We start from the raw sequence: 20059 nt of genomic DNA on the forward strand, positions 1-20059 counted from the left end.
TTAGCGAGCGGGCGAGCGCGCCGGCAGGCGGGCGAAGCCGGTGCGGATCCGCGAAGCGGATGCGCGGAATCCTATACGCCGCACCAATCGAACTTGAAGCCTCCGGCAACGGGGGCTTTTCTTTTTTGGAAGCCATGCATGGATTCGAACCTCGGTCGAGGCGCGAGCAGCATAATCACCACATCGTAAAAATTTTTCAAATTGTCGCTTGACCCGTCGGGGCCTCGCGTGCATAATAATCCGTGCGTTGCGGCGTTACCTCAGCTGGATAGAGGGTCTGACTACGAATCAGAACGTCATAGGTTCGAATCCTATACGCCGCACCAATTGACTTTAAAGCTCCCGGCAACGGGGGCTTTTCTTTTTTGGAAGCCATGCATGGATTCGAACCTCGGTCGAGGCGCGAGCGTAAAGAAAACGCGGAGCGTTTTTAGCGAGCGGGCGAGCGCGCCGGCAGGCGGGCGAAGCCGGTGCGGATCCGCGAAGCGGATGCGCGGAATCCTATACGCCGCACCAATTGACTTTAAAGCTCCCGGCAACGGGGGCTTTTCTTTTACGCCGCCATTCGACCCCAGAGACTCGACTGGAATCGTGCGCCTCCGCCCGCGGGAGACTATTTCTTATCGACTCGTGTAAGATTCCGAGTAGATGTCGCGGTCCATCCGCGACCACTCCTTCGCTAGACGACCGATCAGGGTGATATTTCGTGGCAGAGCGTCCGACATACAAGCTCAGGTTTCTCGACCCCAAAAAGCGTTTTCCATCGATGCCAGAGCAACCCGCGGGGCGCTCGTATGGTGTTGTCTGGAAAGTTTTTGGCGAGGATCCTAAAGAGTCTTGCTACGTCGTCGAATTCGTAGGCAAAAGCCACATATCGCTTTTGGGCTACGTGAGCGTGTCAGGTGAGGTCTATAAGGTTGACGGCCCTGTTCAGAAAGTGCCATTGCCCAAGAGCCCCGAAATGAAATTGGTCCTTGACGAGTCCGATTCCAGTGTTGGCGAGATTTTGGTGCGGGGAGCCAACGGTGCAATGCGCGCTTGCGCGCGAACGGTCGGCTCTCCCGAAGGGCCCATGCGTGAGCAGTCTGACCACGAGACATGGAATTCGAGCCGTGCTCTCCCTTATGGCGAGTTTATGGCCTCGATGTTCTTGCGCTACGTGATATTTGCCGACCCCAACAACACTCTTGCGAACACGGTACCTGCCGACGAGCTCGATGAGGGTATAAAAAACACCGCCAACAAGATCAAACTCGTAAAGTTGCCCGAGCCGGTCGAGGTGTTTTTGGGCTTTAACACGGCACCGCTCCCCGATGCTATCGAGACGCTGCTCTACCGCGTTGACCATGCCGATAATCCGAGCGGTATCGAGCGTTATGCCGCCGCCCTTATGAGCGAGGTCGATTTGCCCCGACTGCGCACCATCGCTGCCAAGTCCGAGATGGGCCTAGCGCGTATCGACCGCTCAAAGCTGTTCTATCTCAATTTTGATCGTAGCCTGCTGGACCAAGACGAGATTGACATGCTGCTTGCTATCGAGTGTCGTCTTAACCGCCTCTCCGGCATCCTTGAGCGTATTGGGGCAGGGTTGGGCCCCGTTGCCTCGTCGCCAAGCTTTGAGGGCTGCTCGCTCTTTGACCTATGGCATATCAGCAAGACGACAAACGACGTTCCTCGCCTGCTCGAAACGTTGCCGAATGACAACCCGTGGGCCAAACCGGGGACGGTTGCGTGCCAGCCGGGTGGCGAGTGGGACGTTCGCACCCGCTTTGCACGTATCGTAGAAGCACTCAACGTGGTCACGCGGCTCGACTACACCTATCGAGCGAACGTCGCCGAGGGCATCATGCTGGTTCGATTTGGGCGCTCGGTCGTGGATGCCATGCCTCAACGTGAATACGACGCCCAAGATGATGCCTGGCGCGAGGTGGATGAGCCTAAGCGCGCAGCATGGGCCGCGGAGCACGACGCGCGCGTGGCGCTCACGCTGGCAGCGGCTTGTTTTGCTGCCGGTGCCAGCATTACGCGCTGCTACGTTCAGATTGCGGCTCCCGATGGCGAGCGGGGCGAGCGCATCATTGCAACATATTCCTTTGGGCGTGCGGCTTATCTGGCCAATTGCGTTCCCGCCGCTAAGTATTTTGAAAGTATGGATATGGATGATATGCCGTGCAAGCGCATGCTTGAGGCATATGAGTCGGACGCGCCGGATGCGATTGAGCCCGCTGAGGTTCATGCTCGCCCGCGTGACGACCACCGTTCGCTGCCGCCGGCGTTGCGCGACCTGCTGCTTGCCGATACGGCTGATGAGCTTGAGGTTATGGAGGAGGGCGATGACCCGTATGTGGCGCGCGTCGCTGAGTTGCGCGAGCGGGCAAAAGTCGACCGCGCGGGTGCGTTTGAGGGCTTTTCCCGTCTTGTTGAGGAGCTGGAGGCCAAGTGCGCCGTTGCCGAGCTTTTGGCGACAGGACCGGTCCAGACGCAGTTTTGCGACAACCAACTGGTGCGTATGGTGCTGCCGGTAATGGAGGAAGACCGCTCCGTTCGTATTTTGCGCGCTCCCGATGCGCTGTACTTTACCCAGCATGAGATTTGCAGCTTTTACGCCGATCAGGAGGATTTTGAGCGGGCATTGCCCGAGGTGCGTCATCTTTACGATCTGGCGCGCTCATCCATGCAATCACACTTTGCACTCATCAACGTGCTGGCGCGTCTGGAGCGCTATGACGAGGTCATTGAGGTGGCGCGCCACGGCCTGCGCATTGCCAGTGACCGTTCCTCAATCGGCTACCTGTTCTATCGCCTAGCGTTTGCCTACTGGAACTGCGATCAGCTCGAGCTGGCGTTGGCGTGCTACCGCTTGGTACCGCGCGGTGAGGAGTCGGGTAGCAACGCACTGGAGGAAATGCAGGGCCTTATGAACGAGATGGGTGTCAATGAGCCACCGACGTTCGAGGAAGCGGTTGAGACCATCAGTAAGGCCGGGCTCGAACTGCCGCCGGTGCCCGCCGTGTCCAACCAGCTGGCAGACGCGGCTGTGCAGCTGGTCGATAACGGTTTCTTTTTCCTGGCACGCGTCTGCATCTTCCAAATGTGGCGCACGATGGGAAACGATGAGCTCGGATCCCTCAGCCGGTCGTTGGGATAGGGGTTTGATTTATGGGGGAGGAAAGCCGGCCGGCCAATTATCAAAATTTCCCCTTGCCCGGATTCGAGTGTTTGGTTACTATGGAACGGCTGTTACGGAGAGCTGACCGAGAGGCCGAAGGTGCTCGCCTGCTAAGCGAGTATGCCCCAAAAGGGCATCTGGGGTTCGAATCCCCAGCTCTCCGCCAGTATGACTTGAAAGAAGGGTCCCATTTGGGGCCCTTTTTTGATTAGAAGAATGTTAACTGGGGATTCGAACCCTCAAAAAATGAGGCGCCCCGTTGGACGCCTCATTTGGTTCGATGTGATATCGCTTTGGCCCTACACCTCAGGAGCCTTGGCTACGGTCTCGCTCTCGGCTGTGAGCGGGCGGTTGTCGATGCGGCGGCCCAGGCGGTCGAGCTTCACGAGCAGCCACTCGATGGGATTGGGCCCCGTTCCTTCCTCGTCGGCAACCAGGTCCATGACGGCAATCTTGGTGCCGTCCTGCTTAAGCGTAACGCTGCCCACCTTATCGCCAACATGCACCGTGCCCGAAAGGTCATCGTAGCTAACCTTTTCGGTCACTTCGCCGGCGAGTGAGAACACCGTTGCCTGCGCGGTGGGGTCGGCAAGCGTGGCGTCGATCGTTTTGTCTGTCCAGTCGGTTTGACTGACACGTGCCATCAGCGGATTTCCGTTGGCGGTCTTCTTTTGCGTATTGGCGATTTCGACCGTTACCTTGTGGTCGTAATACCAACTAGCAAGTGTGGCCGTATCGGCAAAACGCTGGTCGGTGGTGCTGGAGTTCAAGACAACGGTATAGATCTCGTCGCCATCGCGATTGTAGGCGCTTGCAAAGCAGTATCCGGCATCGTCGGTGGTGCCGGTCTTACCGCCGATATTGCCGTCTTGGTCCAATAAAACATTGTGCGTATCCATGGAATGCGAATGATCGGAGCCGTCGGCGCCCGTCACTTCGATCCAGGGATCTTTGCTCGCCATGACTTCGCGAATCGTGTCGTCCTTCATGGCCTCTTGCATCATCAATGCCACATCGTGTGCGGTTGAATGCATATCGCCGGCCCATTCGTCAAAATCCAGCCCGTGCGGGTTCTCGAAGAGCGTTCCCGTGCAGCCGAGCTTCTTGGCCTGCTCGTTCATGGCTTTTACAAACGTAGCGACGGCATCTTTGGTCTTGGGGTCAAGTTTTTTGCCCACGTGTTCGGCAAGCGCGATGGCGGCGTCGTTGCCCGAGGGGATCATCAGGCCGCGCAGCGCTTGCTCGACGGTGAGCTCGTCGCCTTCGAGGAGTCCCGCGGTCGAGTTGCCTACGGTTGCCGCCGCGTTGCTCACGGTGATTTTCTCGTCCATTTTGCAGTTCTCGACCGCGAGGATTGCAGTCATGACCTTGGTGATAGAGGCGATTTTGACTTGCTCGTCGGCGCTACGGGCATAGTAGACGGTGCCGTTTTTACCCATGACAAACGCATTGGAGGCATCGATATCGGGCAGGTCTTCGGCTGCAATGCCGCGTGCATCGGCGGCTTTGCCGCAGATGTTATCGGTCGTGAGCACTTGGGCACCGGCGACGGACGGAATGCCGGCGACAAGGGCGACGGCGCAGGCAAGGCCAACGGTCAGCTGCGCGGAACGCTTTACAAGAGGGGTGAGATGCTTCACTGATTTCGCTTTCGACGGGATGGTCTCCTTTGGCTCTAGAGTATATCGTTTACCGGCTGTGTCGCTTGGGGTTTGGCGCGTGCGGTTTATCTTCGTGTCTGGGCGGACGCTTGGGTGTGCACGGTCGATATGATTGCCCGTCGCGTATCGAGGAGGTCCTTACAAATACTTGACAATACCCTCACGCATATATGAGCTGCGATTTTTACTATCGATACTGCTGATTTGATATCGATGTGGAGGTATGCGGTATGACGGCTGCTGCGGCTGTGGGGCCCACGGAGCTCGAGGAGCTAATGGAAGCGCAGGCCGAGGCCGCGCATGAGCGCGAAGTTGGGGATGCGACTCGCCCCACGGCAGAGGACCTTGCCGCCTCGCCGACGCGCATTGATGTCGAGGGCCTCGACCTGTTCTATGGCGATCACCACGCGCTTAAGGATGTGTCCATCAAGATCCGCGACAAGCAGATTACCTCGTTTATCGGTCCTTCGGGCTGCGGCAAGTCGACGTTACTGCGTTGCTTTAACCGCATGAACGACGGCATCAAGGACTGCCGCATCGAGGGCAAGATTGCGCTCGATGGTCAAGATATCCTGGGCGATTACGACATCTGCCGCCTTCGCCAGCGCGTGGGCATGGTGTTCCAGCGCCCCAACCCGTTTCCCATGAGCATCTACGACAACGTCGCCTATGGCCCCCGCGGTATGGGTGTGCGCGATCGCGCTGTGCTGGATGAGCTGGTCGAGGACTCCCTGCGCCGCGCTGCCCTGTGGGACGAAGTCAAGGACAAACTCAAGGAGTCTGGTCTGGGGCTTTCGGGCGGACAGCAGCAACGTTTGTGCATCGCCCGTGCGCTTGCCGTGCGGCCCGATGTTCTGCTGATGGACGAGCCGACCTCGGCGCTCGACCCCGTGTCGACGCTCGTGGTGGAGCAGCTGGCCTGCGAGCTCAAAGAGACCTGCACGCTCGTGGTCGTTACACACAATATGCAGCAGGCGGCGCGCATATCCGATTCCGTCGCGTTTTTCTTGCTAGGTGAGTTGGTGGAGCACGCGCCCACCGCTCAGCTTTTCAAAAATCCTACCGACCCGCGTACGGCGGATTATTTGACGGGACGTTTTGGCTGATACCATCTAGTAAAGGTACCTTTAGGATTAAGATGCGGTCATGCCGGCCGCAAAGGGGTTCAACATGATCTATTACGTCGAGGACGATGACAACATCAGGGATCTGACGGTCTATGCGCTGCGCAAGCAGGGGATCGAGGCCGAAGGCTTTTCGTGCGACGGTGAGTTTAAGGCTGCCGTGGCGCGACGGGTGCCCGATGCCGTGCTGCTCGATATCATGCTGCCCGATACCGATGGCTTGGCGATTATGCGTCGCCTGCGTGCCGATCGCCTGACGGAGACGGTGCCCATCATGATGCTTACCGCCAAGGACACCGAGCTCGACAAGGTGATGGCGCTCGATGGCGGTGCCGACGATTACCTGACTAAGCCGTTTTCGCTCATGGAGCTTGCGAGCCGCTGCCGCGCACTGCTGCGTCGCGGCGGCATGGTCAAGCAGGCGAGCGATGTGCTCAGCGTGGGCGATATCGTGCTTTCGCCCAGCCATCGCGAGGTGACCGTTGCCGGCGAGCCGCTTAAGCTCACCCTGCGCGAGTTCGACCTGCTCGAGTACCTCATGCGCAAGCCCGGCGTGGTCTTTACCCGCGAGTCGTTGCTGCAGAGCGTGTGGGGTTGGGATTTCGACGGCGGTTCGCGCACCGTTGACGTGCACGTGCAGACGCTTCGCCAAAAACTGGGCGAGCATGCCAGTGCCATCGAGACCGTGCGCGGCGTGGGCTACCGCTTGGCCGAGCCTTCTGCCGGTGACGGTGCCGAAGGTGACGACACCGCGGCCACTGCATCGGAGGAGTAGCCCGTGGTCTTCGCCCCCCAGGGAAAACATACGCTGTCGCACCGCGTTTTTGTGACGATCTTTGTTTGCGCCATGGCGGTTATCGTGGCGTTTACGGTGCTGGGTGCGTTCTTTGTGCAAAACACCTTGGCGGATGCCACGAGTGCCAATCTGGCGCAGGAAACCGAGCTCATTGCTGCCGCCCTCGACGAACAGCAGGAGCCCATCCCGTTCTTGCGTAGCCTCGATCGCGAGGATTTGCGCATTACGCTGATTAACAAGGATGGATCGGTTGCCTACGACAACGAGGCGTCGCCTTCCTCACTGCCCAACCATGGCGATCGCCCCGAGGTCATCGAGGCCTTTGAGAGTGGTTTGGGTTCCGCGGAGCGCGCAAGCTCTACGCTCGACGAGATTATGCTGTATCGCGCCGTCGCCCTTGATAACGGCCAGGTTGTCCGCTTGGCGCAAGCCCAGCCTGGCGTTGCGGCGATTTTGCTGTCGATGGTGGCGCCGATGCTGCTTATCGCAGCAGCGGGTGCAGTACTCTCGTTTTTTATGGCGCGCCGCGAGTCCCGTGCAATCATCGCGCCGTTGCAAGAGGTGGATTTGGACCACCCACGCCGTAGCTATGAGCACGCCTATGCCGAGATGGTCCCCATGCTTGAGCGTATCGAGTCGCAGCGCCAGGAACTCAAGCGCCAAATGGCGGTGCTAGCGGACAACGACCGAATGCGCCGTGAGTTCACGGCCAATATCACCCATGAGCTCAAGACCCCGCTTACCGCGATTTCGGGGTATGCCGAGCTTATTGCAAACGGCATGGTTGAGGGCGAGGACGACTTGCGCAACTTTGGTGGCCGCATCTATCGCGAGGCGGGCCGCCTGGCAGCGCTCGTCAACGACATTCTTACGCTTTCCAACTTGGACGAGGCGGAGCGAGCATCCGAGGGCGAGGCGGTGCCCATTGGGTCCACAGAACCCATCGAGCTCTCTCGCGCCATGTTGACGGTGGAACAGCGTCTTGAGCAAGTTGCCCGGCAGTCGAATGTGACCATTGGGCACGAGACGAAGCCCATGGTGATCGAAGGCGTGCCGCGCCTGATTGACGAGCTGATCTACAACCTTGCAAGCAACGCCATTCGATACAACCGACCTGGCGGTACGGTCACGCTGCGCTGCGGGACCAATGACGAGGGTCATCCGTACCTGTCTGTTGCCGATACGGGTATCGGTATTGCGCCCGAGGAGCAGGGTAAAGTGTTCGAGCGTTTTTATCGCGTGGACAAGAGTCGTTCTAAGGCGCGTGGCGGAACCGGCCTGGGTTTGGCGATCGTCAAACACGCCGCTCTGTACCATCACGCCGCGATTGACCTGTCGAGTGAGCCGGGCGTGGGAACCACCATTACGGTAACGTTTCCCGTGCAACAAGAGGGACCGTTCGCGTAGCGGCATAGCAAAAACCGAGGATTAGACGGTACGCCCGCGCCTCCGCTGCCGCGTGAATTATTGCGCAACTTACACGCGGACGCTGTATCTTATGTATAGAGCTCGGGTATGGCAGAAATATGCGATATTATACGAGCAGTTTTGTCGATACGAACTAGGGAAATGAAAGGCGAACCGCATGACCCTTCTTGAACTGTTCCAGCTGCTTAAAAAGCACCTCAAGCTGGTCATTGCCCTTCCGGTGGTCTGCGCGATCGCCATGGGCGTCGTCTCCTTCATCATGATGGACAACACCTACACCGCCACGACGAGCATGTACATTCTCGCCAAGACCGATGGCGGCCAGACGAGCTACTACAACGATCTGTCTGCAAGCCAGATGCTCTCCAACGACATCGCCACGCTGCTCGATAGCGACAGCGTCAAGAGCGGTGCCGCCAAGGAGCTGGGCCTTTCCAGCCTGGCCGACTATAAGGTGAGTGTTACGAGCGAGACCACGACCCGCGTTATCTCGCTGTCTGTGACCGGTGCCAGCCCCGATGGCGCTGCCGCTGTCGCTAACGCCATGGCCAACTCGGTTTCCACCGTCGCCCAGGACGTCGACGCCGCCCAGGCCGTCAACGTCATCGACAAGGCAAAGGTCCCCACCCAGCCCAGCGGCCCCAACCGCAAGCTCTACATTGCAGTTGCCGCCCTGGCCGGCCTGTTTGTCGCTGTCGCGATTGTTGTGCTGCTCGACATGCTCAACACGCGTGTCCGTTCTGTCGATGACGCCGTCGAGCTGCTTGGAGTGCCCGTTATCGGCCGTTTCCCCGTTGTGAAGGGCGGTAAGTAATCCATGGCCCGTAAAAAGAAGTCCGGCGATACCCTCGCCTTTAACAACGCAGCCAAGACGCTGCTCGCCAACATTCGCTTTGCGAGTGTCGATACGCCCATCAAGTCCATTACGGTGACCTCCTCCATTCCCAACGAGGGCAAGTCCACCATCGCGATCAACCTGGCCAAGGCCATCGCAACCAGCGGCAAGAGCGTTCTCCTCGTTGAGTGCGACATGCGCCACCACACACTTGCCAATATGCTGGGCGTCCGTCATGCCGGCGGCCTGTACGCCGTGCTTTCCGATCAGATGTCGATCGATGAGGCCGTTGTCGACACCGGTCAGCCCAACCTCTTTTTCCTCGACGCCGAGCCGCGCATTCCCAATCCGGCAGACATCGTTGCCTCGCGCCGCTTTGCCAAGCTTGTCGCCGCGCTGGAGGAAAAGTACCGGTACGTCATCTTTGATACGCCGCCCGTGGGCACGTTTGTCGACGCTGCCGAAGTCGCCGCGATCACCGACGGCACCATCTATGTCGTCCGCCAGGACTTTGCCAAGCGCAATGAGATTCTCGCTGCTTTCGATCAGCTCAACAAGGCCGAGGTCAACGTGATCGGTACGGTCATGAACTACTGCGAGACTTCGAGCCACGACTACTATTACTCGTATTATGGCGGGGATAAGGGGCAGAACAACGCTGCGGCGGGGGTCGATCCCACTGTTGGCGGCGCGGCTGCAACGGGCATCCCTGCGAAGGCGCAACGCTTTAAGAAATGAGCAACGACGCAGATAAGAGGGCGATATGCGAGACATCCATTGTCATATCCTGCCCGGAGTCGATGACGGCGCGGCGAACCTCGAGCAAAGCTTGGCGATGCTCGAGGCGGCCCGCGCCGTCGGCGTTACGCACATGGTGTGTACACCACACTGCCGGGACCCGTATTTTGACTTCGAAAAAATGTGGGAGGCCTATCGACTGCTTTGCGCGCATGCAGGCGATATGCATTTGCAGATGGGCTTTGAGGTCAATCATGCCAAGCTCATGGATTTGGGCATCGAATGGGCCGACCGCCTGCATTTCGATGACTCAAACGAGTTTTTGCTTGAGCTCTCGACGCGTGCTGATTCGTATGACTTTGAGGAATACGAGAACACGATCTACGACTTGCAGTGTCGCGGTTACCAGGTGATTATTGCCCACCCTGAGCGCTACCGTGCCATTCAAAAGGACGTAAGCATTGCTAAGCGTCTGGTCGACATGGGCTGTAAGCTGCAGGCTTCTGCCGACTTTATTGCGGGTGGGCGCTTTGGTCGCGAGAAAAAGCCGGCGCAGCGCCTGTTCGAGCAAAATCTGTACAGCTTTATCGCGAGTGACGCCCATAACGTGGGCCACTACGATTGCCTGGCAAAAGCGCGTGCGAAGTTTGGCGTGCGCGGGGCTCATTTTCGCTAAAATCTGTCCCTAACGTTCTTACTGAATGAAGGGGCCGCTTTGGATATCCAACTTAAGACAGGTTGCTTTGAGGACGCGGCGCTGGTGCGCCGCGCCGTTTTTATGGACGAACAAGGCTATGAAAACGAGTTTGACCAGATTGACGAGGACCCGGGCTGCATCCATGTGACGCTGTATGTGGATGGCCAACTCACCGGCTGTTCGCGCGTGTTTCCCGAGGAGTTGGAGCGCGCGGCAGATGCGGAGGCTTCGGTGCCACCGGCGTGCGACTTGGACGAAGGCGTCGCCGCGGGGGAGACCTACATTATGGGGCGCGTCGCCGTGCTGCCGGCTATGCGTCGTCGCGGGTTGGCAAGCGCGATCGTCGAGGCCAGCGATACATGCGCACGCGATGCCGGAGCTAGACTTATTAAGCTGCACGCGCAGGAATACGTGTTGCCGCTCTATGAAAAGGCTGGCTACACACAAATTGCCCCGGTTGACTACGAAGACGAGGGCCAGCCCCATGCCTGGATGGCCAAGCGCGTAGATGGCAGATAGGGACGTTCCTTTCCTGTCGGCAGTTGGGGACACTCCTTGGCAATTGGCGCATCGGAGTGCTCGGACATACAGTTTTTCGATTCCGCATGTATATATGCGCGCTAATGGGTTATAAAATCTAAGTCTGAACATAGCAGGTCTGCGATACGGCTCGGGCAACCGGGCTGTTTTTGCGGACGGGGGTAGCGCGAAAGGACTGCACATGCGTCAATTTAAGACCGAGAGCAAAAAGTTGCTCGACCTCATGATCAACTCCATCTACACCAACAAGGAAATCTTCCTGCGCGAGCTTATCTCTAACGCGAGCGACGCCGTCGACAAGCTCAACTTTAAGAGCCTGCAGGATCCGAGCGTCAAGCTCGACCAGGGCGACCTGGCTATTCGCGTCTCCTTTGATAAAGACGCCCGCACCATTACCATCTCGGATAACGGCATTGGCATGACCGCCGAGGAGCTCGAGCGCAACCTGGGCACCATCGCCCATTCCGGCTCCGAGGAGTTTAAGACCGAGAACGCCGAGCAGCAGGGCTCGGATGTCGACATCATCGGACAGTTTGGCGTGGGCTTCTACTCGGCCTTTATGGTCGCCAGCCACGTGAAGGTGGTCAGCCGCGCTTATGGCGAGGATGTTGCCCATGTGTGGGAATCCGACGGTCTTGAGGGCTATACCATCGAGGACGGCGAGCGCGCCGAGCACGGCACCGATGTCATCCTGACGCTGCGCGAGAACGAGAAGCTCGACGCCGATGGCGAGGCCGAGACCTACGATCGCTTCCTGACCGAGTGGGGCCTCAAGAGCCTGATTCAGCAGTACAGCAACTATGTGCGCTACCCGATCCAAATGATGGTCTCCAAGAGCCGCCAGAAACCCAAGCCCGAGGACGCGCCGGAGGATTACAAGCCCGAGTACGAGGACTACCAGGAGCTCGAGACCGTTAACTCCATGACGCCGATCTGGAAGAAGCGCAGCTCCGATGTTGAGCAGAAGGACTATGACGAGTTCTACAAGTCTACGTTCCACGACTTTGACGATCCTGCGCGCACCATCAGCTTCCACGCCGAGGGTACGCTCGAGTACGACGCCCTGCTGTTTGTGCCGGGCCGCGCGCCGTTCGATTTGTACAGCAAGGACTACGAGAAGGGCCTGGCGCTCTACAGCTCCAACGTCCTGATCATGGAGAAGTGCGACGACCTGCTTCCCGACTACTATAACTTTGTCCGCGGCGTCGTAGATTCCGCCGACGTGTCGCTCAACATCTCGCGCGAGACGCTGCAGCAGAACCGTCAGCTCAAGGCCATCGCCAAGCGTGTGGAAAAGAAGATTACCGCCGACCTTGAGGATATGCGTGACAACGACCGGGAGGCCTACGAGAAGTTCTTTGAGAACTTTGGCCGTGGCCTTAAGTACGGCATCTATTCGAGCTATGGCATGAAGGCCGATGAGCTCGCCGACCTGCTGCTGTTCTGGTCTGCCAAGGAGCAGAAGATGATTACCCTGGCCGAGTATGCCAAGGGCATGCCCGAAGATCAGAAGGCCATCTACTACGCCGCCGGCGACTCGCGTGAGCGCTTGGCCAAGATGCCCGTGGTAAAGGGTGTGCTCGACCGAGGCTATGACGTGCTGCTGCTGACGCAGGATGTAGATGAGTTCACGTTCCAGGCTATGCGTGAGTACGTTGCCGTTGATATGCCCAAGATCTACGAGGACGATGCTGCCCGCGAGGCTGCCGAGAAGGCTGTTGCCGACGGTGCCGAGCCCGAGGTCGAAGATCGTCACCTGGAGCTCAAGAATGTCGCTACCGGCGATCTTGACCTGGCGACCGAGGACGAGAAGAAGGAGGCCGAGGACGCCACTAAGGAGAACGAGGACCTCTTTAGCGCCATGAAGGAGGCACTCGGTGACAAGGTCGAGAAGGTCGCCGTCTCTGCGCGCCTGACCGATGCTCCCGCGTGCATCACCACCGAGGGTCCGCTTTCGCTCGAGATGGAGAAGGTGCTTCAGAAGGGTCCCGAGGGTGCGCCCGACGGTATGCCCAAGAGCCAGCGTGTGCTCGAGCTCAACGCCAAGCACCCGGTCTTTGCCAAGCTCGTCGCTGCTCAGAAGGCGGGCGACGCCGACAAGATCAAGCAGTACTCCGGCCTGCTCTATGACCAGGCCCTGCTCGTCGAGGGTATTTTGCCCGAGGACCCCGTTGCCTTCGCGGCGGCTGTCTGCGAGCTTATGTAACTTAAGTTACGCGGTTCTACGAACCGCGTAACGGCTCGACGCTGCAAACGCCCCTAAGCGGCAATCTGACGTTCAATCGTCGGTCGCGTACCGAAGTACGCTTCCCTCCTCTTTCACGTCACCTTGCTCGCTCAGGGGCGTTTTCGCTGACTTATGCTCAACCTACGACGCTTTCATGGTCCTAAGTAGTCATTGGGGACGTTCTTAAATGACTAGTCGTTGGGGACGTTCTTGTTTGACTGGTCGTTTAAGAGCGTCCCTAATGACTAAAGAACGTCCCCAATGACTAGTTGGATTGCTATTTTGTGCGGGTTGTGGTTTTGGGAGCTGCGGAAATTTAAGATACTGTACAACTGTACGTTAACTCATCTTCGTAGTATATTGCTACCCGCAAAACTCAATACCATTGTGCATCGAGACGTTAAAACGCCTTCGTACAATGGTTATCGATAGCACGATTCGATTCAACGACAGGATGGATGGTCCAAGCGTGAGTCTCGGCAGCAAACTATCCGATGCAAAGGTTTCCTTTGCGATATTTAAGCGCGACATCAAGCGATTGATCGTGAACCCCGTCGCCCTGGTGGTTACCCTCGGCGTGTGCGTTATTCCCTCGCTGTATGCCTGGTACAACATCGTTGCCAACTGGGATCCGTACGGAAACACCCAGGGTATCAAGATTGCCATCGCCAACAACGATCAGGGCACCCAAAACGACTTGGTGGGCGAGCTCAACGCGGGCGATAAGGTCGTCGATCAGCTCAAGGAGAACGATCGGCTGGGCTGGACCTTCGTCGATTCGGCGGCCGATGCCAAAGAGGGCGTCGAGAGCGGTAAATACTATGCGGCCATCGTAATCCCCAAGAACTTCTCGGATAACCTGGTTTCGATGCTCGACGGCAACTACCATCAGCCCAAGCTTACGTACTACGTCAATGAGAAGAAGAGCGCTATTGCGCCGAAGGTTACCGACACCGGTGCAAGCACCATCGAGGAGCAGATCAACTCGGAATTTGTCTCCACGGCGGGCGAGACCGTTGCCGGTATCGCCAAGGATGCCGGAGTCGATTTAAAGGACAAGGCAACCCAGACCCAAGATTCGCTGGCAAGTTCGGTGTCCGAAGCATCCGATACCTTGGGCGAGGTGCGTGGTTCGATTGGCGACATGAATGCCGCCATCGATAAGACGAGTGGTTCCATTGCCTCGGCAGATGCAGCACTTGCCGGTCTACAGGGTCAGGCGCCGTCGCTGACGCAGGCGATCTCTCAGGGCAACGACCTGCTGGGCGAGGCTCGCGCCACGGCGGGTAATTCCATCACCTCGCTCTCCAAGGCGCTCTCGGAGGGCAGCCTTGCGCTCACCAAAACGTCAGCCTCCGCGAACGCTGCGATTGGCAAGCTGACGGGCACGGTCACATCTACGACCACCCGTATCAACAACTCGCTTGAGCCTCTCCAGGCGACGATCGACCACAATAAGGCCGTTATCGGGCACTTAGAAATTCTCGTTAATGACACGTCGACAGGTTCCGAGGAAATTGACGCGCGCATTGTATCGACCATCGGTTTGCTCCGCGAGCAGAATGAAAAGCTTAAGAGCATCAAGGATAGTCTGTCTGCGCAGTCGAGCGCCATGGAGAATGACGCCGCGGCTGTCTCGGGTGCCAGCGACGCTATCAATAACGCAATCCAGACCGGTGCGACTAACCTTGGCCAGGCCCAGACGGACCTGGGTCAAAACGCGCTGCCGAAGGCCTCGAGCGCGCTTGATTCATTTGCCGCCGTCTCGGGTGATCTGACGGGAATCGTGTCTGGCCTCACGCCTGCTATTGCAAGCGCGCGCGGTACACTTTCGCAACTCAACGCTACGCTCGGTCAGGCCAAGACCACGCTGTCCCAGACCGATGCCTCGCTTGCCAAGGTCCAGGACAAGCTCGCAACCGCCGCCAACGACATTGCGGCGCTGCAGACCTCCGAGTCCATGGGCGAGCTGGCTGATCTGATGGGTGTCGACGTCAATGACGTGGCAGACTTTATGGCATCTCCCGTAGAGCTGACTTCCAAGTCAATTTTCCCGGTCAAGAGCTTTGGCTCGGGAATCGCTCCCTTCTATACCAATCTGGCGCTTTGGGTGGGCGGCTACGTGCTTATCGCTATCTACAAGCTCGAGGTCGACCGCGAAGGCATCGGCAGCTTTACCGCGCGTCAGGGCTACTTTGGCCGCTGGCTGCTCCTGGTGATCCTGGGCGCGTTCCAGGCCATTATCGTTACGGTAGGCGATCTGGTGATTGGCGTGCAGTGCGTCAGCCCGCTGCTGTTCGTGCTGGGCGGCATCGCCATTTCGTTCACCTACGTCAATATCATCTATGCGCTGTCCACCACGTTTAAGCATATCGGCAAGGCGATCGGCGTCATTCTGGTTATCGTGCAGATCCCCGGCTCGTCGGGCATGTATCCCATCGAGATGATGCCCGGCTTCTTCCAGTGGCTGCATCCGCTGCTGCCCTTCACCTACGGCATCAATCTGCTGCGCGAGACCGTCGGTGGCATGTATTCGTTCAACTACCTGTTTAACCTGTGCATCCTGGGCGTGTTTCTGATCGTGGCGCTCTTTATCGGTCTGCAGCTGCGCCCGTTGCTGCTCAACCTCAATCTGCTCTTTGATAAGCAGCTTTCCACGACGGGCCTCATGATCTGCGAGTCCAACGACCTGCCGCGCCAGCGCTATTCGCTGCGCACGGCCATGCGCGTCATGCTCGATTCGGATTCGTACCGTCGCGAGCTGCTCGATCATGCCGTGGCGTTTGAGCATCGCTACCCGTACTACATCAAGGGCGGTTTTGCCGCCGTGGTAGGCGTGCAGGTCCTGCTCTTTGTGCTCTCGACGGTGCTCGATATCGACAATAACGGCAAGATCATCCTGCTTGTCATTTGGATCATCTCGGTTATTGCCATCTGCGGCTGGCTTATCAATATCGAATATATCCGCGCGAGCCTCAATACCCAGTTGCGCATCTCGGCGCTTTCGGATGAGGACTTGCGCCGCGAGATGCGCGAGCACACGGCTGCCATCCCTGCCGCCCGTCGCATGTTCGGTCTCAACGCCAGTGAGCGGGGCACCAAGGACAGCGAACAGCCCACGAGCCGTCTGCCGCATATCGGTGCGCATCGTAAGGCTCAAGATGCCGACGGCGTTGACAACGTAAGCGGAAACGACGGGGACACCACCCCGCTTGGCAAGCACTCCAAAGGAGGTGAGGCATAAATGAAGAACATCCTGCATCTGTTTAAGCGCGATGTCCAAAACGTGTCTCGCTCCGTGATCGGCTTGATTGTCGTGATGGGCCTCATTATCGTGCCGTGCCTGTATGCGTGGTTTAACATCGCCGGCAGCTGGGATCCGTACGGCAACACCGGCAACCTTAAGATCGCCGTGGTCAACACCGATGAGGGCTACGAGAGTGATCTGATTCCCGTCGAGGTCAACGTGGGCGAAAACGTAACCGCCACCCTGCGCGGCAACGAGAACTTCGACTGGGTCGTTCTCAACGACCGTGATAAGGCGATCGAGGGCGTTAAGTCGGGCGCGTACTACGCTGCCGTCGTTATCCCTAAAACGTTTAGCACCGACATGATGACGCTTTTCTCGACCGAGGTGAAGCATGCCGATATCGAGTTTTACGAGAACCAGAAGGCCAACGCCATTGCCCAGATTGTGACCGAGAAGGGCTCGAGCGCCGTCCAGAGCCAAGTCAATGAGACCTTTACCAAGACCATCACGACCATCGGTCTTAAGACGGTGTCAAACCTGCTCGACTATATGAGCACCGAGCAGGTTAGCAACTTTATCGCCAATCTGTCCTCGACGCTTGGCGATTCGGTCGAGGACCTTCAGGACGTCAAGGCGAGCGCAGCCTCGCTCGCGGGCATTTTAAGTTCGACCGCCGATTCCCTTACGTCGGCGAGCGGCATGCTCAAGCAGACCGGAACCACCGAGGAATCGACGAAGCAGCTCATGCAGCGTGCCGAGAGCGGTGTTGCCGATTCCGAGGCGGCACTCAAGGCCGTCAGAGGTGCCGTCGATTCTGCAATAGACGGAAGCGCGGACTCGTTCGATAACGTATCCACCGAGCTCGCAAATGCATTCGATGCTGCGAACCAACATGTCGACCTTACCGTGTCTCAGCTTAACGATGCTGCCGACTCGCTCAATGCGCGTGCCGATGAGATTGATGCCGCTTCGGACAAGATTCGCGGCCTTGCCGATCAGGTGAAGGGCGAAAAGCTCCAGGATGGCTTGAAGTCCGTCGCAACATCGCTGGGCAGGATCGCGATGGAGTATCGCAACAATGCCAAGGAACTGACGGGCATCGCGACGTCTCTTTCGAATAACATGACCAAGGTCAACGACACGCGTGCCGAAGTCGACCAAGCCATTGCGGATGCCAAGTCGGGCATTTCGGGTGCCAAATCCGATTACGATTCCACGTTCTCGGTTAAGGCCAAGGAGCTCAAGAAGACCGTCTCGGGCATCCTGGACTCGCTCGATGGTATCTCGGGCGATCTGGATAGCGCCGTAGACGGCCTGACCGATGCATCCGGTTCGCTGGCAAAGGGCCTCTCCAAGGCTGCAAAGCTGGTCAACAAGGCTTCCGATCAGCTGGGTGAGGCGTCGGACAAGATCAGTGCGTTTAAGGACGAGCTCGACGGCGCCTTGATGTCGGATGACCTCGCTACGATCAAAACGATGATCGGCAATGATCCCGAGGGTCTGGCCGTGTCGCTTTCCGGCCCCGTCGCGCTCGACCGCAAGCCGGTCTATCCGATCCGCAACTACGGTTCGGCCATGGCGCCGTTCTACACGATTCTGTCGCTGTGGGTGGGTTCGATTGTGCTGGCAGCCATGATGAAGGTCTCGGTCGACGATGAGCTTATCAACGAGCTCATCCCCGTACGCCTGCACGAGATCTATTTGGGCCGCTACTTGTTCTTTGGCGGCTTGGCCTTGCTGCAGGCGACGCTCGTGTGCGCCGGCGACATCCTGTTCTTTGGAATCCAGTGCGACAACCCGCTGCAGTTTGTGTTGGCGGGCTGGATCGCGAGTCTCGTGTTCTCCAATATCGTCTACACGCTTACGGTTTCGTTTGGCGATATCGGCAAGGCGCTCGCTGTCGTGCTGTTGGTCATGCAGGTCGGTGGCTCGGGCGGCACATTCCCCATCGAGATGACCGGCCCCGTGTTCCAGGCGATCTATCCGTTCCTGCCGTTTACCCATGGCATCAACGCCATGCATGCCGCCATGGCTGGCGCCTACCATATGGAGTACTGGGTTGAGCTGGGTATTCTGGCGAGCTATCTGATTCCGTCGCTGGCCCTGGGTGTGGTCTTTCGTCGTCCGGTCATCAAAGCCAACGACTGGATTATCGAAAAGCTGGAGTCGACAAAGCTAATTTAGTGCGGCAACGTTAACGCTGATGTAGCACTAATGCCAGCGAGCGAGCCGCATTTGCGCCAAGGTGACGTGAAATGAAAGGGCGCTGACCTTCTGGTCGCGCCCTTGAAATTGAACGTCAGATTGGCGTGAATGCGGCTCGCGCAGCGTCGGCCGGTCCGCCGTTCGGTAGAACGGCGGAACAAAACGCTTTAGTGGGCTGAATTGCGTGGGCTGCTTGATTGTTGCTACAGTTGCGGGGCGTGCCGGGGGTCCGGCGCGTCCCGTTTTTATATGACCATGAGGCGGCATGCGGTCGCGCGCGTGCGGACACCACGCCCAGACCGAGCGCGAGGATGCCCTATGGCCCATCATGCCGTTATTGAAATCGAAAATATGCCCGATAGCCCTGTAGCCCGCGAAGACCTGGGTGCCGGCGGTGCCTCTCGCGGTGCCGGTGCGCGCTCGCCGCTGTTCTGGAAGGTCTTGCTGCTTTCGATAGCGGTCATCTGGGGCTATTCCTTTACCACCATGAAGGACGCGCTCGATACCATTCCGGTGTTCGAGCTGCTCTACATTCGCTTTCTTCCGGCGTCGCTGGTCATGCTTGCCGTCTTCCACAAGCGCATTGTTGCCCATTTCAACGCTCGAAATCTGATTGTTGGACTTGGCATGGGCGTGCTCATGTGGGGTGCCTACGGTTTGCAGACGATTGGCCTGGCGCAGACCACGGCAGGCAAAAGCGCGTTTTTGACGGGCACGTACTGTATCTTGGTTCCGTTTGCGAGCTATGTCCTAAGCGGCGAAAAACTTACCCGTTACAACTTGGGCGCCGCGTTGCTGTGTCTGGCGGGCATTGGCTTGGTGGCGCTTGATAGCGTCGAGTTCAATGCCGGCGATGTTATTACGCTGGGCGGCGCGGTCTTCTTTGCCATCCAGATGGCGGTGGCCGCTAAGTACGGTCGCAAGATGGACATCAACGTCATCACGTTTTGGATGTTTGCGGGCAACGGTGTGCTGTGCCTGATCTCTTCGCTGCCGTTCGAGACCCAGGCGCCTTTATCCGTGTGGACGCCGAGCTTTATTGGCGTGATGGCATTTCTCTCGGTGGGCTGCACATGCGTGGGTTTGCTCATCCAAAACGTGGGCTTGGCGCATGTCCCGGCCTCGACGGGCTCACTACTGCTTTCGATGGAGTCGCCATCGGGCGTGCTGTTCTCGGTGCTGCTGATGGGGGAGGTGCTCACCTCGCGTTTGCTTGCCGGCTTTGCGCTCATCTTCCTGTCGATTATCTTGAGCGAGACGCACTTTGACTTTTTGCGTAACTCTCCGTTAGACCAGCGTTGACGTAATAATGTCCCGTCCCCGCCCTAAGATGAATGTCGCCAAACATCAACATCGAAGAGACGGGGACGGGATGCTGGACATCATACT

13 protein-coding genes and 2 tRNA genes are annotated in these 20059 nt (G+C 58.2%); 14 read left to right on the forward strand and 1 reads right to left on the reverse strand.

Translation table 11 applies throughout. The features are described from left to right. Nucleotides 1-249 precede the first annotated feature (249 nt). The 3 genes from ACTQXI_RS06500 (at nt 250) to ACTQXI_RS06510 (ending at nt 3335) form a co-directional block, all read left to right on the forward strand. Nucleotides 250-326: transfer RNA gene (locus tag ACTQXI_RS06500), tRNA-Arg, on the forward strand. A 635-nt stretch (nt 327-961) separates the two neighbouring features. Then, nucleotides 962-3148: a tetratricopeptide repeat protein gene (locus ACTQXI_RS06505; RefSeq protein ID WP_441048979.1), complete on the forward strand. Its 2187-nt coding sequence runs from the start codon at nt 962-964 to the stop codon at nt 3146-3148. Between the two features lie 96 nt (nt 3149-3244). Continuing rightward, nucleotides 3245-3335: transfer RNA gene (locus ACTQXI_RS06510), tRNA-Ser, on the forward strand. 133 nt (nt 3336-3468) lie between these two features. Here the strand turns inward: ACTQXI_RS06510 and ACTQXI_RS06515 are convergent. Continuing rightward, nucleotides 3469-4809, reverse strand: coding sequence for a D-alanyl-D-alanine carboxypeptidase family protein (locus tag ACTQXI_RS06515; RefSeq protein WP_441048978.1), 1341 nt, complete (start codon nt 4807-4809; stop codon nt 3469-3471). Between the two features lie 251 nt (nt 4810-5060). Between ACTQXI_RS06515 and pstB the strand changes: the two genes are divergently transcribed. The 11 genes from pstB (at nt 5061) to ACTQXI_RS06570 (ending at nt 19972) form a co-directional block, all read left to right on the forward strand. Then, entirely contained in the window at nt 5061-5936 is an 876-nt protein-coding gene (gene pstB / locus ACTQXI_RS06520; RefSeq protein ID WP_441048977.1) for a phosphate ABC transporter ATP-binding protein PstB, read from the forward strand. Between the two features lie 64 nt (nt 5937-6000). After that, nucleotides 6001-6729, forward strand: coding sequence for a response regulator transcription factor (locus tag ACTQXI_RS06525; protein WP_154517679.1), 729 nt, complete (start codon nt 6001-6003; stop codon nt 6727-6729). 3 nt (nt 6730-6732) lie between these two features. Beyond that, nucleotides 6733-8157 carry a sensor histidine kinase gene (locus ACTQXI_RS06530; RefSeq protein ID WP_441015683.1) on the forward strand — a complete coding sequence of 475 codons (1425 nt, stop codon included), beginning with the start codon at nt 6733-6735 and terminating at the stop codon, nt 8155-8157. 178 nt (nt 8158-8335) lie between these two features. Beyond that, the gene (locus ACTQXI_RS06535; RefSeq protein WP_154517680.1) at nt 8336-8992 is read left to right on the forward strand and encodes a YveK family protein; all 657 of its coding nucleotides are present in this window, start codon (nt 8336-8338) and stop codon (nt 8990-8992) included. A gap of 3 nt (nt 8993-8995) precedes the next feature. After that, the gene (locus tag ACTQXI_RS06540; protein ID WP_441048976.1) at nt 8996-9751 is read left to right on the forward strand and encodes a CpsD/CapB family tyrosine-protein kinase; all 756 of its coding nucleotides are present in this window, start codon (nt 8996-8998) and stop codon (nt 9749-9751) included. 25 nt (nt 9752-9776) lie between these two features. Continuing rightward, the gene (locus ACTQXI_RS06545; protein ID WP_441048975.1) at nt 9777-10427 is read left to right on the forward strand and encodes a tyrosine-protein phosphatase; all 651 of its coding nucleotides are present in this window, start codon (nt 9777-9779) and stop codon (nt 10425-10427) included. Nucleotides 10428-10466: 39 nt separating this feature from the next. Next, the gene (locus ACTQXI_RS06550) at nt 10467-10967 is read left to right on the forward strand and encodes a GNAT family N-acetyltransferase (protein ID WP_441048974.1); all 501 of its coding nucleotides are present in this window, start codon (nt 10467-10469) and stop codon (nt 10965-10967) included. A gap of 202 nt (nt 10968-11169) precedes the next feature. Further along, on the forward strand, nt 11170-13194 hold the full coding sequence (gene htpG / locus ACTQXI_RS06555; RefSeq protein ID WP_154517684.1) for a molecular chaperone HtpG: 2025 nt from the start codon (nt 11170-11172) through the stop codon (nt 13192-13194). 475 nt (nt 13195-13669) lie between these two features. Further along, nucleotides 13670-16459 carry a YhgE/Pip family protein gene (locus tag ACTQXI_RS06560; RefSeq protein ID WP_441548430.1) on the forward strand — a complete coding sequence of 930 codons (2790 nt, stop codon included), beginning with the start codon at nt 13670-13672 and terminating at the stop codon, nt 16457-16459. After that, nucleotides 16460-18649, forward strand: a complete 2190-nt coding sequence (locus ACTQXI_RS06565) for a YhgE/Pip family protein (RefSeq protein ID WP_441048972.1) — start codon at nt 16460-16462, stop codon at nt 18647-18649. A gap of 372 nt (nt 18650-19021) precedes the next feature. After that, nucleotides 19022-19972, forward strand: coding sequence for a DMT family transporter (locus ACTQXI_RS06570; protein ID WP_441015701.1), 951 nt, complete (start codon nt 19022-19024; stop codon nt 19970-19972). Nucleotides 19973-20059: the final 87 nt, after the last annotated feature.

It is taken from the genome of Collinsella sp. LCP19S3_C9, assembly GCF_052121575.1.
GTDB lineage: Bacteria > Actinomycetota > Coriobacteriia > Coriobacteriales > Coriobacteriaceae > Collinsella.